Origin of the sequence: Pseudacidovorax intermedius, assembly GCF_003350475.1 — a bacterium.
Taxonomy (GTDB): Bacteria; Pseudomonadota; Gammaproteobacteria; order Burkholderiales; family Burkholderiaceae_C; genus Xenophilus; species Xenophilus intermedius.
In genome coordinates, this window is the sequence record NZ_QQAV01000012.1 from 118738 (window position 1) to 136598 (window position 17861).

A 17861-nucleotide genomic window follows, 5' to 3' on the forward strand; every position below is an offset into this window, starting at 1 on the left:
GCTGTCCGGCTGTCCAGGCGAGCCGTGTGGAACATCATCCCGAAGAATGTAGAGGAACTATGTCACGGCGAACGCTTGCCGAATGGCCGGTCCGCCGAATGGCATAGGCGCGGGGCCGGGTGGTGGAGCGCCCTGCCCCGCCCCTCGGCGGCCGATCAGAAATCGACGCGCAGGCCCACCTTCACGCTGCGGCCGGGCAGCGGCGCGCGGGGGTAGACGGTGGTGGTCAGGATCGATGTGGCGCTGTAGGCCAGCTCGTTGCCCAGGTTGTCCACCCGCGCGTACCACAGCAGGCTGGCGCGCTGCACCTTCATGCGGTAGCCGAGCGAGGCGTTCCACAAGGTGTAGCTGTCCGTGGCCCGATCAGTGGCCGGCACGCGCTTCTGCCCGGCGTAATGGTCGAAGCCCACGCGTGCGCTCCACGGGCCGCTGGTCCAGGCCAGCGTCGCGCCCACGCGCACCGGGGCGATGCGCGGCAGTGGCTCGCCGGTGTCGGTGTTGGTGGCACGCACGGCGTCGGCACGCCACTCCAGGTCGAGCTTGCCACCGGCCAGCGGGCGCAGGCCGTCGTTGCCCAGCAGGCGCAGGCTGCCACTGGCCTCGATGCCGGTGAAGCGTGCCCGCACGCCGCGGTAGACGTATTCGGCCAGCAGTTCCTCGTCCAGCGCGGCGGCCAGGGCTTCTTCCGAGCTACCGGCAAAAGACTCACCCTCGTCGTTGCGCAGGTTGCCGGTGGCCGTCAGGCCGATGTAGTTGCGGAACTTCGACCAGTAGGCGTTGAAGCGCGCGTTGTGGGGCCCGGACTTCCACTGCGCGCCGATGTCGGCACCCAGCGAGCGCTCCTTCTGCAGGTCGGTGTCGCCCACCTCCCAGGCCGCGGTGGCCACGTGGGGGCCATTGGCGAACAACTCGTAGTCCTTGGGGGCGCGCTCGGTGTAGGCCAGGTTGCTTGTGATCTGCCACTGCGGCGCCACGTTGTAGAGCAGGCCGAAGGAGGCGCTGTGGGGGTTGAAGCTGCGCTCGCCCAGCGCAAAGCGGCTGATGCTCGGGTCGTCCGGATAGCCCTGCGACGACACCTTCACCCGCTCGGTGCGGGCGCCGAAGCTCAGCTTGCCCCAGGACAGCGGCAGTTCCTCGTACAGGAAGAGCGCATCGCTTCGCGTGCGGCTGTGCGGCGCGAAGGCCTCTTCGCCGTCGGCGGCGAAGCGCGTGCGCTCGCTCTGCAGGCCGATCAGGCCCTCGAAGCCCGCGATGGGACGGTGGCGCGCCTCGATGCGCAGGTCGTTGCCGTTGTTGGTGAAGGTGGTGCCCGGCGAGCCGCCTTCGTACTCGGTGTGCCTGTAGTCGGTGTGGCTGGCCTTGGCATGGATGCTCGTGAAGAAGCCGCCGGGGCGCCATTCGCCTTCGATGGCCTGGCGCTGCTGGCGCATGCCGATGGTGACGTCGTCCTCGGCCACGGTGCCGTAGTTGCTGCGGTAGTCGCTCACCGAGGCGCCGATCCAGCCCGCGCCGCCGAAGAACAGCGTGCCGCCGACGGCACCGCCACGGCTCTCTGAGGCCGAGTTGCAGATGCGCTTCTGCAGCACGTTGACGCCGCCCTTGCCGCACTCCAGCCAGGTGGGCGCGCTCACGTCGTCGGCATGGCGGCGGAAGGCGTCGACATGCAGCGCGAAGCGGTCGTTGCCGCCTTCGAGCACCACGGCACCGCTGCCTTCCTTGCTGCCGCTGGCGTAGCTGGCATCGGCGCGACCGCCGAAGCCGTTGATCGGTTCCGTCGGGATGCGGTTGTCGATCACATTGACCACGCCGCCCACGGCGCTGCCGCCATAGAGCAGTGCGCCGGGGCCGCGCAGCACCTCGATGCGGTCGGTGACGAGGGCATCGGTGGGCACCGCATGGTCATAGCTCAGGGCCGAGGCATCGATCGAGGCCCCGCCGTTGGAGAGGATGCGGATGCGGTCGCCGTCCTGGCCGCGGATGGTCGGCCGGCTGGCGTTGGGGCCGAAGTAGGTGCTGGAGACGCCGGGCAGGCCCTGCAGCGTCTCGCCCAGCGTGGACTGGCTGCGGTAGAGCAGCGCGCTGCCCGACAGCGCCTCGACCGGCGCGATGGATTCGGCCGCGCCGAGCGGGTTGCCCGTGACGGTGATGGTGTTCAGCGTGGCGCCGTCAGCGGCGGACTGGGCATGGGCCAGCGTGGACAGGGCGAAGAGAACGGCCGCGCCCACGGCGTGGCGATGGAATTGGGGAGTCATGAGGAAGCTCGTTGAATTCGAAAGGACGTGCCGCCACGGCCCGCACGGGGCGGTCGCGGCAGCGTCGAGGAAGCACGGGAATTCAGCGAGCGCAGGGCGGACCGCGCGCATCGAAATGCACGGTCCATCGGTAGATGGCGCGGACCTGGAGGCAGGCGAAGGTGGCCGCGGGCAGCGCCACCGGCATCAGCACCAGCGGCACGCCCGGCAGGCCGGCGCCGTGCGACAGCACGTCGTACAGCCGGCATTCGGCATCGGTCTTGTCCGCGAACAGCGCATGCAGCCAGGCATGGCGCGGCGCCTGGAGGATGGCGCCGTCAGTCGGTACAGCGGGCGCGACGGATGCTGCGGATGTCGTGGCAGTCGTGCGCCAGGCGACATGCGGATGCTTGCCCGGCGCATGCAGGGTGCCATGCACGAGGCCGAGCGTCGTCGTCACCCACACCGCGATCAGCAGTGCGAGCGCGACGAAGCGCGACGGCCTGGAGCGAGTCATCCGCGTAGGTTCCGGAAGATCAGAAGTGCGTGGTCATGCTGACGTACAGGCTGCGGCGGGTGCCGTACTGCGGCGCGCCCACGCCGACGCCCGTGCCGTCGCGCAGCAGGTACTTCTCGTCGAACAGGTTCAGCACCGCGATGCGGCCCACCACGTCATTGCCGTCACCGTACTTCCAGGTGTGGGAATAGGCGGCATTGACCACGGTGTAGTGCGGCAGCGCGGCGCTGTTGGGCGCGCCGCCATCGGGCGTGCGCCGCAGGCCGCTGCCGTAGATCAGGTCGCCGCTGACCTGGTCGGCACCGAAGCGGTAGCTGGCGCCCAACGAGGCGGTGTAGGTCTGGTCATGGTCCAGGTACACGTAGTGGTCGGCGATGTAGCTCAGCTCGTCCGCACCGAAGAGCGACTGGCTCGACACGATGTTCTTGCCCATCGCCTTCTGGTGGGCCAGGTTGGCATAGGCGGCCCAGTGGTCGTCGCTGTAGCGCGCCGACAGTTCCAGCCCGCGCGCGAAGCCCTGCGCATAGTTGAAGGGCGACAGGATCAGCGCCTGGCCGAACTGGCCTTCGTCGAGCAGGTTGTCGATGTGCTTGTAGTACGCATCGGCGGACAGCGACAGGTGCTCGCCCACCTTCTGGTCCACGCCCACGTCGAAGTAACGCGAGCGCTCGGCCTTCACCGGATCGGAGTTGGCCACCTCGGGCTGATTGGTGGTGCCGGTGTAGAGGTTGATGCTCTGCTGCGAGGCCAGCTCTTGCGGCGGCGGCGTGAAGTAGCGCGCGAAGCCGGCATGCAGCGCCGTGCTCTCGGTCGCCGCATAGGCCAGGTTCAGCCGCGGGCTCCACTGATGCTCCTTGGTGAAGGCGTTCACGCTGTCGTAGCGAAGCCCGTAGTTGAAGGTGAGCCTGGGGTCGATGCGCCACTCGTCCTGCAGGTAGAGGCTGGCCAGCTCGCCCGTCTTGCCCGAGTTGTCGTTGATGAGCACCGGCGTGTTGCCCGCCTGGGCGCCCGAGTCGTCGACCGGAAACACGTTCACGGCATTGTTGCTGCGCGTGTTCGCGCGTGTGTACAGGCCGCCGAAGCGCAGCGTGTGGGCGTCGTTCAGCTTGTACGAGGCATCGCCCTGCAGGCCGCTGGACGAGTTGGAGCGCAGCGTGTCCGAAGCCACGCCGTTGTAGATCAGGTCGCCCACCGGATCGGGCAGATAGTGCAGGCTCGAATACTGGTGGAAGGCCGAGAGCTGGAAGTCCAGCGCGCCCAGCGACTTCTGGTAAGACAGCGCCACGAAGCGCGTGCTCTCGTTCTGGCGCTCACGCACGTTCGACGAAGGCAGGCCGTTGTAGCCCGAGCCCAGGTCGCTGAAGCCGGCCAGCGAGAAGGCCGGCGTCTGGTTCGGGTTGGTCGGGATCTGGAACTTGCCGTCGTAGCTGCCGAACATCAGGCCCAGCCGCGTGTCGTCGTCCAGGTAATACGAGAAGTTGCCGAAGGTCTTGCCCTGGCGGGTGCGGTCGTTCTGGGCATTGAGCGTGGGCTGCGGGTTCTCGATGCCCTGGCTGTTGCCCACGCCACTGGCCGAGAGGTAGTAGCTCAGGTTGCCCTTGGTGCCGTACACCGAGCCGCTGCCTTCCAGCGTGTCGTGGCTGCCGATGGTGAAGCCCAGCGAGCCGCCGGGCTTGCCGAAGCCCTGCTTGGTCTGGATGTCGACCACGCCGGCCGTGCGCAGACCGTACTGGGCCGGCAGCGCGCCGGTCAGGTAGGTGATGGCGTCGATGTAGCGGGTGTCCAGCGTCTGGCCAAAGCCCGAAATGCCTTCGGGCAATTGCACGCCGTTGATGCGGTACTGCACGTTGCCATGGTCGTCACGCACATGCAGCGAGCCCGAGGCCTTGGAGTCCTTGGCCACGCCGGGCAGGGTGAGCAGCACGTCGTCCAGCGGCGTGGCGTCGCCCTTGCCCAGCGCGCCGATGGCGCTCTGATCGATGCGGTAGACGGTGGCGCCCGTCTCGGGCGAGAGCTCCATGCGCGCCTTCTTGAAGCGTTCCGAAGTGACCTCGACGGTGGACAGGGTCTGGGTCTGGGCGTGGGCTGCCCCGTTGGGCACCGCGTTGCCCTGGGCTGGGGCATCCTGGGCAAAGGCGGGGGCGCACAGGAGCGCGAGAACGGCAATGCCGATGGCACTGCGAGGGAAATTCTGGGTCATGGGAAGTCACTGGCGAATCGATGGACAGGCCGCACCGCCCACGCAGGTGCGGGCGGCGGTGGCCTGGGCTCAGGAGATTCAGCGAGTGACGGGCGGACCGCGCGCGTCGAAGAGCGCCACCCAGCGCCGCAGCGCCTCGCCCTGCATGAAGGCGAGCACCCCCGCGGGCGGCAGTGTGGGCAGCGTGAGCAGCACGATGGTTGGCGTGGCCGCATCGTGCTGAAGCTGGTCCAGGATCAGGCAGAGCGCGCTGCCGTCCTCATGGTCGTCGAACAGGGCCGCCAGGCCGTGGTGCGCGGCATGCGCGAAGGGCTCGGCGCCATGGGCATCAGCCGCATGGCCACGATCCGGGGCAGGCGCATCGACCGCAACCGCGTGCCCGCCACCCGCATGCATGTGCAGGGTGCGGTGCATGAGCCCTAGCGCCGACGCGAACACCAGCACCCACGCCAGCGCGATGGCCAGCGCAGGCGAGGCGGTCGGGCGAAGCAAGCGGGGCGGCATGCGGGCGCGAGGTTTTTCGGAGGTGCAGTGACGGAGGGCCTCAGCCCTTCTTCACCCGCTCGGCAAAGGTCTTAAGGAACTTCTCGACCTTGGGCGCCACGACGAAGGCGCAGTAGCCCTGGTTGGGATGCTTGAGGAAGTAGTCCTGGTGGTAGTCCTCGGCCGGCCAGTAGCGCTGAAGCGGGCCGATCTCGGTCACGATGGGCACGCCGCCATAGGCCTGGTGGGTCGCCAGCTCGGCCACCACCTCGCGCACCGTGGCCAGCTGGGCCTCATCGGTGGTGTAGATGGCGCTGCGGTACTGCGGGCCGACGTCGTTGCCCTGGCGGTTCGGCGTGGTCGGGTCGTGCACGACGAAGAAGATGTGCAGGATCTCGCGCAGGTCGATGACCGAGGGATCGAACTGCACCTTGATCACCTCGGCATGGCCGGTGGTGCCACTGCAGACTTGCTCGTAGGTGGGATGGTCAACATGCCCGTTGGCATAGCCGGACTCCACGTCCAGCACGCCCTCGACGCGGTCGAACACGGCCTCGGTGCACCAGAAGCACCCGCCGCCGAGGACGATGGTCTGCAGCGATGCGGATGGGGTCTCGGACATGGCGCTTCTCCTGGGCAAACCGGCGATTGTGCCGCCTCGCCTTGACGCCTGCAGAATCGGCGGCCAATAATTAATAACCAACCGGTCATTAATTTCGCTTTCCTCCCCGCCCATGGGTTCCTCCCCCTCCCTGCCCTGCCGACTGCGCGACGCCATGACCGGCGCCAAGCGCGCGCGCCGCAAGGAGGCCCGGCCGGGCGAGCTGCTGCAGGCGGCGCTCGACCTGTTCGTCGAGAAGGGCTTCGCCGCCACCCGGTCGGAAGACGTCGCCGCGCGTGCGGGCGTCTCCAAGGGCACGCTGTTCCTGTACTTCGGCTCCAAGGACGAGCTGTTCAAGGCGGTCGTCACCGAGAACCTGGCCGGCCGCTTCACCGAGTGGAACCAGGAGTTCGAGAGCTTCGAAGGCAGCAGCCCCGAGATGCTGCGCTACGCGCTGAACACCTGGTGGCAACGCGTGGGCAGCACGCAGGTGTCGGGCATCAGCAAGCTGATGATGAGCGAGGGACGCAACTTCCCCGAGCTGTCGGCCTTCTACCACCAGAGCGTGGTGGCACCGGGCAATGCGCTGGTGCGGCGCATCCTGGAACGCGGCATCGCCCGCGGCGAGTTCCGCGCCATGGACCTGGACCAGGCCGTGCATGCGGTGGTGGCACCGCTGCTCTTCATGATCCTGTGGAAGCATGCGCCCGAGGTGTGCGGCGGCGCGGCCGCGCTGGATCCGGCGCGCTATCTGGCCGCGCAGGCCGATCTGCTGCTGCACGGCATGTGCACCCGCCAGGGGCTCGCCGCGGACGGCGGCGCGGCAGGCTCCTAGAATCCCGGGCTTTGTCCGTTCTGCGTCGCCCCGCCCCCACCATGACCGCCTCCCTCGTCACCGATCCCCTGCGCTTCAACATGATCGAGCAGCAGATCCGCCCCTGGAATGTGCTCGACCTCGAGATCCTGGAACTGCTGACCGAAGTGCGCCGCGAAGACTACGTGCCCGCCGCCCACCGCAGCATGGCCTTCTTCGACATGGACATCCCGCTCGGCGACGGCCCCGGCCAGGTCATGCTCTCGCCCAAGATGGAGGCGCGACTGCTGCAGGACCTGCAGATCAAGAAGACCGACTCCGTGCTCGAGATCGGCACCGGCTCCGGCTACATGGCCGCCCTGCTCGGCGCCCGCGCCGCCCGCGTGCTGACGCTGGAGATCGACCCCACGCTGGCCGCCACCGCCGCCCAGACCCTGCAGCGCAACGGCGTCGGCAATGTCGAGGTGCGCCACGCCGACGGCGCCAAGCCGCTGCCCAGCGGCCCGACCTTCGACGTGATCCTGCTCAGCGGCTCGGTCGCCCGCATTCCGCAGAACCTTCTGGGCTCGCTGAACATCGGCGGCCGGCTGGCGGCCATCGTCGGCGACGAGCCGGTGATGCGCGCCCATTTCGTCACCCGCACGGCCGAAGGCAAGTGGGACACCCAGGAGCCCTGGGACACCATCGCCCCCCGCCTGCTGAACTTCCCGGAGCCCTCGCGCTTCAACTTCTGACCGCCACCGACCGCGCCTTGAGCGTCATCCCTTCGCGCTGAGCCTGTCGAAGCGCAGGGCCGGGACGTCGAAGGAGCGCCAGGGACGGTCTTCCGCCTACCCAGCGCCACCATGATCGACCAAGTCCCCCCCGCCCACCTGCAAGCCTGGTTCGACCAGGCGCCCGACGCGCCGGCCGTGGTGCTCGACGTGCGCGAGCCCTGGGAACTGCAGACCGCCAGCGTGAAGCCCGATGCCGGCTTCACCGTGGTGGCCGTGCCCATGAACGAGATCCCGGCACGGCTTGCCGAGCTCGACCCCGCCCAGCGCATCGCCTGCCTGTGCCACCACGGCGCCCGCAGCCAGCGCGTGGCGGCCTTCCTGGCTCACAACGGCTACGAGCAGGTCGCCAACATCAGCGGCGGCATCGACGCCTGGTCGCAGCAGCGCGACCCTTCCGTTCCCCGCTACTGAGCGGCGCACGCCCATGCGCCCGCTCGTTCTTCGCGCGGTGGCCCTCGTGGCCGCCACGCTGGCCCTGCATGGGCCGGCCGCCGCCCAGAACCTGGGCAGCCTCTACGACGCCGCCCGTGGCTACGACGCCAGCTATCAGGCCGCCCGCGCCCAGGCCGAGGCGACCACGGCCCGCGGCGAGCAGGCCCGGGCCGGCATCCTGCCGCAGGTGGGCTTTGCCGCCAGCGCCTCACGCACCGACTCCGACATCCGGACCCCCGCCGGCACCGGGCCGCGCGACTTCTCCACGACCCAGGTGGGGGTGCAGGCCACGCAACCCATCTACCGCCCCGCCAACTGGGCCAGCTACCGGCAGGGCCAGCGCCAGGCCGCGCTGGCCCTGGCCCAACTGCAGCTGGCCGAGCAGGACCTGATCGTGCGCGTGGGCCAGGCTTATTTCGACCTGCTGTCGGCCGAGGACAGCCTGCGGCTCATCCGCGCCCAGAAAGCCGCCGTGGCGGAACAGCGCGCCACGGCCCAGCGCAATTTCGACGTCGGCAACGCCACCGTCACCGACCAGCGCGAGGCGCAGGCCCGCTACGACCTGGTCGTCGCACAAGAGATCGCGGCCGAGAACGACCGCCAGGTGCGTCAGGTGGCCCTGGACCAGTTGGTCGGCCGCGGCGGCGCCACACCGTGGGCACCAACCGGCGCAGCGCTGCCTGCACCGCCCCAGCCCGCCGATCTGGCCACCTGGGTCGCGCTGGCCGAGGACACCCATCCCGCCATCGCCCAGGCACGCATCGGCGTGGACGTGGCGGCCCTGGAGACAGAGAAGGCCAACGCCGGCCATCTGCCCACCATCGATGCCACGCTGAGCTACGGCGTCAACCGCAATCCGGAAGGCACGCTGACCACGACGACGCCGACCACCGTCCACGCCACCCAGGCCGGCGTGCAGCTCAACCTGCCTTTGTTCGCGGGCTTCGCGGTGCAGAACCGCATTCGCGAGACGCTCGCCCTGGAAGACCAGGCCCGTGCCCAGTTCGACGGCGCCCGCCGCAACGTGGCGCAGGCCACGCGCACGGCCTGGCTGGGCCTGGCCTCGGGGCGCAGCCGCGTCGCCGCCCTCGAAGCCGCGGAGGCCTCCAGCCGCAGCGCGCTGGAAGCGACGCAACTGGGCTACCAGGTGGGCGTGCGCGTCAGCCTGGACGTGCTCAACGCCCAGGCCCAGCTCTACCAGACGCAGCGCGATCTGGCCGCCGCGCGCTATGCCGTGCTGCTGGGCGACCTGCGCCTGCGGCAGGCGGCCGGCACGCTGGACGCCGAGGCACTGCGGCCAATCGACGCCCTGCTGGCGCCGGCCCCGATGGCCGAAGCCAGCCCGGCACGCTGACGCGATACGCACCACCCCGGCCGTCAATCCTGCGGCCGATCCCTGCAAAAACCGTGAAGGCTGCGGCGGGCTGCTGCCTATAGTCCCGTTCTTTGCCGCCCCGCACCGCGAACCGCGGTGATCGCGCCGATGAACGCCTCTGTCGCTCCCTCCCATCTTGCCCCTGCCGATGCGGCCGCGCTGCCCGTCTCCGACCGTCCTTCGCGCGCGGTCATCGACCTGGACGCGCTGCGCCACAACTACCGGCTCGCGCGCCAACGCCATGGCGGGCGGGCCTTCGCCACCGTCAAGGCCGATGCCTATGGCCACGGCGCCGTGCCCTGCGCGCAGGCGCTGGCCGGTGAAGCCGACGGCTTCGCGGTCGCCTTCCTGGCCGAGGCCCAGCCGCTGCGCGCCGCCGGCCTGACCCAGCCGATCCTGATCCTGGAAGGCTGCTTCTCCGCCGCCGAACTGGTGGCCGCGCATGCACTGGGTTGCTGGGTGGTGGTGCATCACGAAGCCCAGTTGCGCGCCGTCGAGGCGCATCCGGAGCTCACGGGCCTGAACGTGTGGCTGAAGGTGGACAGCGGCATGCACCGCGCCGGCTTTGCGCCCGCCGAGGTTCGCGAGGCGCACCGACGGCTCGCCGCCTGCCCGCACGTCGCGAAGGTCACGCTGATGACGCACTTCGCCCGCGCCGACGAGCCCGACAGCCCTGCCACCGCCGAGCAGATCGCCTGCTTCGAGGCCGCGACGGCCAGCCTGCCCGGCGAACGCAGCCTGGCCAATTCCGCCGGCGTGCTGGCTTGGCCGGCGGCGCGCGGCGACTGGGCGCGACCCGGCATCCTGCTGTATGGCGCCGATCCGCTGCCCGTGCCCGATCCGGCGCTACGCGCCGTGATGACGCTCGAGAGCGAGGTCTTCGCGGTGCGCGAGCTTCAGCCCGGCGACGCGCTGGGCTACGGCGCCCGCTTCGTGGCCGACGCGCCCTGCCGCGTGGGGCTGGTCGCGATCGGCTATGCGGACGGCTACCCGCGCGTGGTGCCCACGGGCACGCCGGTCCTCGTCGGCGAGCACGCGAGCCGCATCGTTGGCCGCGTGTCGATGGACATGCTGACGGTCGACCTGACGGCCCTGCCGGGCGAAGGCATCGGCAGCCGGGTCGAGTTGTGGGGACCGCAGGTTCCCATCAACACCGTGGCCGCCGCGGCCGGGACGATCAGCTACGAGCTGCTGTGCCATGTGCGGCGCGTACCGCGGGTGTACGTGGGCGGCGCGGAAGGCTGAACGCTGCGGCGGCCGAACCAGAGCCGGCTGAACGATCGCCCAACCCAACGCTGAGAGGCGGCAGAGTCACAGGCTGCGCATGGCGCCCCCTTCCCTTGCGGGAGAGGGCCCGCTCCGATCAGCCCCTGCGCTCTTCAGGCACGATCAGCGGTGCGTCGGGATCGAACACCGGCTCGGCGCGCTCGCCCGGAGCATGGCCCGCCGGCGGTACGGTCTTCGAGGCCGATGCGGCAACCGTTCCCGTCTCCGCCATCGGTTCCGTCGTCGGCTCCTGGGCCAGCGACGACGATGCCTGCAGTGGCGGCTCCGCCCCCCCAGCCAACGAGGGGTCGGCAGACGCCGCCGCCGCGTCAAACCCCGCCGCCAGTGCCACCGGCTCCGGATCGGGCACCGACTGCCCCAGCGCGAGGATGGCCGCCGCCGTGCGCTCGGCCGCGCCGCGGTGGCTGCCGGCAAAGCCCAGCGCCGCCTGCGACATCGCGGCGCAGCGGCCCTTGTCCGCCACCAGCGACAGCGCGTGCACCACGGCCTTCATCATGTCGTCCACGCGCAATGCACCGCCGGCGGCAATGGCCAGTTCGGCCGCCTCGGCAAAGTTGAAGGTGGAAGGGCCCATCACGATGGGGCAGGCACAGGCCGCGGCCTCGATCAGGTTCTGTCCGCCCAGGGGCGCGAAGCTGCCACCCAGCAACGCGGCTTCGGAGAGGCCGTAGTACAGCGCCATCTCGCCCAGCGAATCGCCCAGCCAGATCTCCTCGCCCTCGGGCGCACCTTCCGCGGTGGACCGGCGCACGCAGGCAAAGCCGCGCTGCGCGATCAGCTCTGCCACCGCATCGAAGCGCTGCGGATGCCGCGGCACGATCAACCACTGCACGTCGCAGGCGCGAAGGCGCGGCAGATGACGCGCCCGCTCGCCGCGGGGGCGCCCCGGATTGCCGTCTGCAGCCGCGGCAGGACCGAAGTCATCGCTGGAGGGTGCGGTGGTCCAGAAGTGGCGCAGTGCATCGAGCAGCATCGCTTCTTCGCCATCGCGCGAACTGGCGAAGACCACCACCGGCTTGGGCAAACGCGCGCGCAGGGCCTGCGCATGCACCAGTTGCCGCGCATCGGGCTGCGCATCGAACTTGAGGTTGCCGAAGACGCCGCCCAGCTTGGCGCCCAGCGACACCAGGCGGTGCGCATCGGCCTCGCTCTGCGCCCACACGGCCGCCAGCGAGGCATAGGCCGGCCGCGCCAGCGAGGACCAGCGCTCGGCCTTGGCCAGCGACTTCTCGGACAGGCGCGCGTTGGCCAGCGTGAGCGGAATGCCACGCTCCGCGCAGGCCGCCGTCAACTCCGGCCAGACCTCGGTTTCCATCAGCACGCCGATGCGCGGACGGAAGCGGTCGAGGAAGGCTGCCACGGCCTTCGGTGTGTCCCAGGGTTGCCAGACCTGCACATCGCCGTCCTGCAGCAGCTTGGCGCCCTCTTCCCGGCCCGTTGCGGTGCCATGGGTCAGCAGGATGGGCACGCCCGGCAGTTGCCGCCGCAGCTCGGCGATCAGGATGGCGGCGGCGCGCGTCTCGCCCAGCGAGACGGCATGCACCCAGCAGGCATCGCGGATCTGCAGCGAAGGGTCGTACACGCCGAAGCGCTCCGCGACCGCGTGGGCATAGCCCGGCTCGGCCTTCGCGCGCTTGCGCAGCTTTCGTTTGAGTAGAGGCTGCGCGAGCCGGGTAAACAGCCCGTAGAGGCGCAGCGCAGGAGAACGGGAAACGCGCGGCACGCTCAGTGCGCCGCCTCCGCGAAGCTCGCGTCGGGCTTGACCGACTTGAGCAGCGCCGTCATGGTGGCCTCGATGCGATGCAGGGCCTCCTGCGTCTGGCCTTCGAAGCGCAGCACCAGCACCGGCGTGGTGTTGGAGGCGCGCACCAGGCCGAAACCATCGGCCCAGTCGACGCGGATGCCGTCGATGGTGGAGACCTTCGCGTCGGCGTCGAACTTCGCCTTGGCCTTCATCTCCTCGACCAGCTTGTGCGGCTCGCCCTCGTTGCACTTCACGTTGAGTTCGGGCGTCGAGAAGCTGGTGGGCAGCGCGTTGAGCACCTCGCTGGCGTTCGGATGGGCCGACAAAATCTCCAGCAGGCGGCAGCCGGCGTAGGTGCCGTCGTCGAAGCCGAACCAGCGCTCCTTGAAGAAGATGTGGCCGCTCATCTCGCCGCCCAGGGGCGAGTCGAGCTCCTTCATCTTGGCCTTGATGAGCGAATGCCCGGTCTTGTAGATCAGCGGCTGGCCGCCCGCGGCCTCGATGGCCGGCGCCAGGCGCTGCGTGCACTTGACGTCGTAGACGATGGTGCCGCCCGGCACGCGCGAGAGCACGTCCTTGGCGAACAGCATCATCTGGCGGTCCGGGAAGATGTTGTTGCCGTCCTTGGTGACGATGCCCAGGCGGTCGCCGTCGCCGTCGAAGGCCAGGCCCAGCTCGGCGTCGGTGGTCTGCAGGGCCTTGATCAGGTCCTGGAGGTTGTCGGGCTTGCTTGGGTCGGGATGGTGGTTGGGGAAGTTGCCGTCCACCTCGCTGAACAGCTCGATCACCTCGCAGCCGATGGCGCGGTAGATGGCCGGGGCCGAGGCGCCGGCGATGCCGTTGCCGGAGTCGACCACGATCTTGAGCGGGCGCTGCAGCTTGATGTCGCCGGTGATGCGCGCCACGTACGCGGGCAGCACGTCGACTTGGCGGACACTGCCGCCTTCGGCCAGCTGGGCGCTGCCGTCTTCCATCACCTTGCGCAGACCCTGGATCTCGTCGCCGTAGATGGCGCGGCCGGCCAGCACCATCTTGAAGCCGTTGTAGTCCTTGGGGTTGTGGCTGCCCGTGACCTGGATGCCCGAGGTGCACAGCGTGTTGGCCGCGAAGTACAGCATGGGCGTCGTCACGGCGCCGATGTCGATCACTTCCACCCCCGTGGCCACGAGGCCGCGGATCAGCGCCTCGGCCAGGCTCGGACCCGACAGGCGGCCATCGCGCCCCACGGCCACTGCGCGCTCGCCAGCGGCGCGCGCGGCGCTGCCGAATGCGCGTCCCAGCGCCTCGGCCACCTCCGCATCCAGGGTGCTCGGCACGATGCCGCGGATGTCGTACGCCTTGAAGATCGAGGGGCTGAGTTGCATGGCTGGGGGGGAGAGGAAATGACAACAAAAGTGACGGCGGCGATTGTAGGCACCGCCCCTCGCGGCTCGCATGTCCGGAAATGGCGCATTTGGGCGGCTTCGCACAGGTAGCATGCCCCGCATGAACACTCGGCCCGACGCCTTGACGGATACCGAAGGCGACGCCTGTTACCTGGCGTTGAAGACGCGCGACGCACGCTTCGACGGCGCTTTCTTCACGGCCGTGACGAGCACCGGCATCTACTGCCGGCCGGTGTGCCGCGTGCGCCTGCCGCGGCGCGAGAACTGCCGCTTCTACCGGCATGCGGCGCAGGCCGAGGCGGCGGGCTTTCGCCCCTGCCTGCGCTGCCGGCCCGAGCTGGCGCCGCGGGCCAGCGATGCGCCGGCATGGAGCACCGAAGATGCCTCGCGCATCCTGGCGCGCCAGGCCGCGCGCTTGATGGACGAACCCGAGCTGTGGGCGGACGCCGACGACGACGCGCAGCCCGGCCGCATGGTGGCCCGCATGGCCGAGCGCCTGGGGGTGAGCGACCGCCACCTGCGCCGGCTGTTCGAGGCCGAATTCGGCGTCTCGCCGCTGCAGTACCTGCAGACGCGGCGCCTGCTGGCCGCCAAGCAACTGCTGGCCGACACGCGGCTGCCGGTGGCCGAGGTGGCGCGGGCCAGCGGCTTCGGCAGCGTGCGACGCTTCAATGCCGCCTTTGCCGAGCGCTACGGCCTGAACCCGCGCGACCTGCGCCGCGCCCGCGAGGGCGAGGTCCAGGCCCAGGGCGACGTCGGCGGCGCCTCGCTCACGGTGCGGCTGGGCTTCCGCCCGCCCTACGATCTGGCGACGCTGCGCGAATTCCTGGGCCGCCGCGCCCTGGCCGGCGTGGAGCGCCTCGACGCCGATGGCCGCTTCGTGCGGACGGTACGCATCGGCGCGCAGACCGGCTGGCTGGCACTGGGCTTCGACCTGCCGGCCTCGCAGGTGCGACTGACGCTCGCGGAATCGCTGGCGCCCGTGCTGCCGATCCTGGCCAGCCGCGTGCGCGCGCTGCTCGACCTCGATGCCGATCCGGCCGCCATCCATGCCGTGCTGGGCCCCCGCTTCCCCGCCGCCGAAGGCCTGCGCGTGCCCGGCACGCTCGACGGCTTCGAGCTGGCGGTGCGCGCCGTGCTGGGCCAGCAGATCACGGTGGCCGCCGCCCGCACGCTGGGCAGCCGGCTGGTGCAGGCGCTGGGCGAACCCGTCGCCACGCCCTTCGAGGGGCTGGACCGCCTCTTCCCCACACCTGCGGCACTGGCAGCCGTCGATGGCGAAACACTCGGCCGGCTCGGGCTGGTGCGCCAGCGACAGGCCGCCTTGCGCGCATTGGCCGAAGCCGTGCTGGACGGCCGGCTACTGCTGCATGCCGGCGCCGAACCACAACGCACCTGCGCCGCCCTCCAGGCCCTGCCCGGCATCGGCGCCTGGACCGCGCAGTACATCGCCATGCGCGCATTGCGCTGGCCCGATGCCTTTCCCGCTGGCGACATCGCCCTGCAGAAGGCCCTGGGCGTGACCCAGGCCCGCGCCGCCGAAGCCGCCTCGCAGGCCTGGCGGCCCTGGCGCAGCTATGCGGTGCTCGCCGCCTGGCACGGCATGGCTGCACCCAACTCCACGAAGGACCTCCCATGATCCCTGCCCATTTCCGCGGCCGCCCTGCGGCACTGCTGCGCACCTGCCACATCGACACCCCTCTCGGCGGCGTCCTCCTGGCCGCCAGCGCCGACGGCCTGGCCGGCCTGTGGTTCGACGCACAGCGCCACCATCCCGACACCACCGGCTGGGAGCCCGATCCGGGCCATGCGCTCCTGCAGGACGCCGCCGGCCAGTTGCAGGATTACCTGGCCGGCCGGCGGACCGGCTTCGAGCTGCCGCTGGACCTGTCGCGCGGCACGCCCTTCCAGAAGGCCGTGTGGCGCGCCCTGCTCGCGATTCCGCGCGGCGGCACGCACAGCTACGGCGCCCTGGGCCTGGCGCTCGGCCGGCCGGCCGCCATGCGCGCCGTCGGCGCCGCCGTGGGGCGCAACCCACTCAGCGTGATCGTGCCCTGCCACCGGGTGATCGGCGCCGACGGCAGCCTGACCGGCTACGCGGGCGGGCTGGATCGCAAGCGTGCGCTGCTCACGCTGGAAGGCGTGGCACTGCCACCGGCGGACCGAGGGCCAGCCGCGAGGCGGGTCGGCAACGCCCCGACCGCGCGCGAGCGAACGCGGGAGGTGGCGTGAGTCCGCAGCGTTCTGCATCACGCCCCTGGCTGATCGACCTCGTGCTGCTGGCGGCGCTATGGGGCGCCTCCTTCCTCTTCATGCGCGTCGGGGCCGCCGAGTTCGGTGCGCTGCCGGTGGCGGCCATGCGCGTGGGCATCGCCGCGCTGGTGCTGGTGCCGCTGGTGCTGCTGCGTGGCCAGGGCGCCGACCTGCGCCGCCACTGGCGGGTGACCAGCGGCGTGGGCATGCTCAATTCGGGCCTGCCATTTGCGCTCTTCTCCTTCGCACTGCTGACCATTCCCACCGGCCTGGCGGCGGTGATCAACGCCACGGTGCCGATGTTCGGCGCGCTGGTGGCCTGGGCGGCCTTCGGCGACCGGCCGGACGGCTCGCGGGCGCTGGGGCTGGTGGTCGGCTTCGTGGGCGTGGCGCTGCTGGCCAGCGGTTCGACCGGTCTGCACACCGGCGCGGGCGACTGGCGCACGCTGTGGGCCGTGCTGGCCTGCCTGGGCGCCTGCCTGTGCTATGGCCTGTCGGCCAGCGCGGCCCGGCGCTGGCTGCAGCCGGTTCCGCCGCTGGTCAATGCCGCCGGCAGCCAGATCGGCGCGACGGCCCTGCTGGTCGTGCCCGCGGCGCTCAGCTGGCCCAGCCAGACGCCCGGCCTGCGTGCCTGGCTGGCCCTGGTGGCGCTCGGTGTGGCCTGCACCGGGCTGGCCTACATCCTGTTCTTCCGCCTGATCGCCCGCGCGGGGCCGGCCAAGGCCCTGACCGTGACCTTCCTGGTGCCCGTGTTCGCCGTCTTCTACGGCTGGCTGCTGCTGGGCGAGCAGGTGACGGCCTGGATGCTGGGCTGCGCGCTGGTGATCGTGTGCGGGGTGGCGCTGTCGAGCGGGCTGGTGCGGCTGCCGCGGGGGCGACGCGCTGCTTAGGGACGCCCTTCACGAATGCGCGCGCCGTGGGCATCTTGCGGACTCGGGCGATCTGCGTCGCTGCAAATGCTCGCAATAGCCGGGCTATTGCTGCGCTTTGCGCCTCGCAGCTCCTCCCGATCCGCAGCGCCCACTTGCCGCTCGATTCATGAAGCGCATCCCTAGGATCTCGGCCGGATCGGCCAGCACATCGACAAAGTCGCGAAGCCGGGCAGCGTGACACAATCATGCTACAGACCATCGGAGCGCCCTCCCATGTCCACCACCACCATCCGCCTTGAAGAACAGCTGAAAGCACGCATCGCACAGGCTGCAGCGCGCGCCGGCAAATCGCCGCACGCCTTCATCCTCGACGCGCTGGCAAACACCGTCGAACACGACGAGATCGATGCCGAAATGCACCGCATCGCCGAAGAGCGTTGGGCGAAGGTTCAGCGCACGGGGGCAACGGTGCCCTGGTCGGAAGCCAAGGCCTACATCCAGGCACGGGCCGCCGGGCAGAAGGCTGCTCGCCCGTCCACCCGCAAGACGCAACGCTGAAAGTCGCCGTGACCCGCATCGAACTGGCGCCCGAGGTGCTGGACGATCTGGAGCGTTTCGTCGAACACCTCGAGCAGCACAGCGCTGACGGACCACTTGAGCGGATGCAGGAGATCCTCGAAGCCTTCGACGTCCTCGCACACAGCCCAGCCATTGGCCGTCCGGTCAAGGACGGCAAGCGTGAACTCGTGATCGGCAAGGGCAGCCAAGGGTATGTCGCGCTGTACCGGTACGTCGCCTCCGTCGACACCATCTTCGTCCTTGCGCTGCGGGCCCAACGGGAGTCCGGGTTCAAGCATTGAGAAAGACGCTCACACTTTGGCACCCGTGCCC

The 17861-nt window shown here is 70.3% G+C and carries 17 protein-coding genes; 10 read left to right on the top strand and 7 right to left on the bottom strand.

Annotation, left to right across the window (positions count from 1 at the left end; translation table 11 throughout):
* Nucleotides 1-155: 155 nt before the first annotated feature.
* The 5 genes from DFR41_RS23205 to msrA form a co-directional block, all read right to left on the bottom strand.
* The gene (locus tag DFR41_RS23205; RefSeq protein ID WP_114804456.1) at nt 156-2252 is read right to left on the bottom strand and encodes a TonB-dependent receptor; all 2097 of its coding nucleotides are present in this window, start codon (nt 2250-2252) and stop codon (nt 156-158) included.
* An 82-nt stretch (nt 2253-2334) separates the two neighbouring features.
* Nucleotides 2335-2748: a hypothetical protein gene (locus DFR41_RS23210; RefSeq protein ID WP_017761108.1), complete on the bottom strand. Its 414-nt coding sequence runs from the start codon at nt 2746-2748 to the stop codon at nt 2335-2337.
* A gap of 19 nt (nt 2749-2767) precedes the next feature.
* Entirely contained in the window at nt 2768-4948 is a 2181-nt protein-coding gene (locus DFR41_RS23215; RefSeq protein ID WP_114804457.1) for a TonB-dependent receptor, read from the bottom strand.
* A 78-nt stretch (nt 4949-5026) separates the two neighbouring features.
* Entirely contained in the window at nt 5027-5440 is a 414-nt protein-coding gene (locus DFR41_RS23220; protein ID WP_244917848.1) for a hypothetical protein, read from the bottom strand.
* A 52-nt stretch (nt 5441-5492) separates the two neighbouring features.
* Nucleotides 5493-6053: a peptide-methionine (S)-S-oxide reductase MsrA gene (msrA, locus tag DFR41_RS23225; RefSeq protein WP_114804459.1), complete on the bottom strand. Its 561-nt coding sequence runs from the start codon at nt 6051-6053 to the stop codon at nt 5493-5495.
* A gap of 112 nt (nt 6054-6165) precedes the next feature.
* Here msrA and DFR41_RS23230 point away from each other — a divergent pair, with 112 nt between their 5' ends.
* The 5 genes from DFR41_RS23230 to alr all read left to right on the top strand — a co-directional run bounded on the left by DFR41_RS23230 (nt 6166) and on the right by alr (nt 10674).
* Nucleotides 6166-6867 (top strand): TetR/AcrR family transcriptional regulator, encoded by a 702-nt coding sequence (locus tag DFR41_RS23230; RefSeq protein WP_244917849.1) that lies wholly within the window; start codon nt 6166-6168, stop codon nt 6865-6867.
* 41 nt (nt 6868-6908) lie between these two features.
* Entirely contained in the window at nt 6909-7580 is a 672-nt protein-coding gene (locus DFR41_RS23235; RefSeq protein WP_017759610.1) for a protein-L-isoaspartate O-methyltransferase family protein, read from the top strand.
* Between the two features lie 111 nt (nt 7581-7691).
* Nucleotides 7692-8033, top strand: a complete 342-nt coding sequence (locus DFR41_RS23240; RefSeq protein ID WP_017759611.1) for a rhodanese-like domain-containing protein — start codon at nt 7692-7694, stop codon at nt 8031-8033.
* A gap of 13 nt (nt 8034-8046) precedes the next feature.
* Complete coding sequence (locus DFR41_RS23245) at nt 8047-9408, top strand: TolC family outer membrane protein (protein WP_114804461.1); 1362 nt, start codon at nt 8047-8049, stop codon at nt 9406-9408.
* A gap of 129 nt (nt 9409-9537) precedes the next feature.
* The gene (gene alr / locus DFR41_RS23250; protein WP_114804462.1) at nt 9538-10674 is read left to right on the top strand and encodes an alanine racemase; all 1137 of its coding nucleotides are present in this window, start codon (nt 9538-9540) and stop codon (nt 10672-10674) included.
* A gap of 118 nt (nt 10675-10792) precedes the next feature.
* On the opposite strand, the gene DFR41_RS23255 is transcribed toward alr, so the two are convergent.
* Together DFR41_RS23255 and DFR41_RS23260 are read right to left on the bottom strand one after the other, a co-directional pair.
* Nucleotides 10793-12439 (bottom strand): 3-deoxy-D-manno-octulosonic acid transferase, encoded by a 1647-nt coding sequence (locus DFR41_RS23255; RefSeq protein ID WP_114804463.1) that lies wholly within the window; start codon nt 12437-12439, stop codon nt 10793-10795.
* A 2-nt stretch (nt 12440-12441) separates the two neighbouring features.
* Complete coding sequence (locus tag DFR41_RS23260) at nt 12442-13824, bottom strand: phosphomannomutase/phosphoglucomutase (protein ID WP_114804464.1); 1383 nt, start codon at nt 13822-13824, stop codon at nt 12442-12444.
* 112 nt (nt 13825-13936) lie between these two features.
* Between DFR41_RS23260 and DFR41_RS23265 the strand changes: the two genes are divergently transcribed.
* The 5 genes from DFR41_RS23265 (at nt 13937) to DFR41_RS23285 (ending at nt 17830) form a co-directional block, all read left to right on the top strand.
* Nucleotides 13937-15484 carry an AlkA N-terminal domain-containing protein gene (locus tag DFR41_RS23265; RefSeq protein WP_114804465.1) on the top strand — a complete coding sequence of 516 codons (1548 nt, stop codon included), beginning with the start codon at nt 13937-13939 and terminating at the stop codon, nt 15482-15484.
* A complete protein-coding gene (locus DFR41_RS23270; protein WP_114804466.1) occupies nt 15481-16077 on the top strand; it encodes a methylated-DNA--[protein]-cysteine S-methyltransferase in 597 nt (198 codons plus the stop codon). Before DFR41_RS23265 ends, DFR41_RS23270 begins: the two co-directional genes overlap by 4 nt.
* Entirely contained in the window at nt 16074-16988 is a 915-nt protein-coding gene (locus DFR41_RS23275; protein ID WP_244917851.1) for a DMT family transporter, read from the top strand. The genes DFR41_RS23270 and DFR41_RS23275 overlap by 4 nt, the downstream gene beginning before the upstream one ends.
* 255 nt (nt 16989-17243) lie before the next feature.
* Nucleotides 17244-17528, top strand: a complete 285-nt coding sequence (locus DFR41_RS23280) for a ribbon-helix-helix protein, CopG family (RefSeq protein ID WP_114804467.1) — start codon at nt 17244-17246, stop codon at nt 17526-17528.
* A gap of 8 nt (nt 17529-17536) precedes the next feature.
* The gene (locus DFR41_RS23285) at nt 17537-17830 is read left to right on the top strand and encodes a type II toxin-antitoxin system RelE/ParE family toxin (protein ID WP_017758483.1); all 294 of its coding nucleotides are present in this window, start codon (nt 17537-17539) and stop codon (nt 17828-17830) included.
* Nucleotides 17831-17861: the final 31 nt, after the last annotated feature.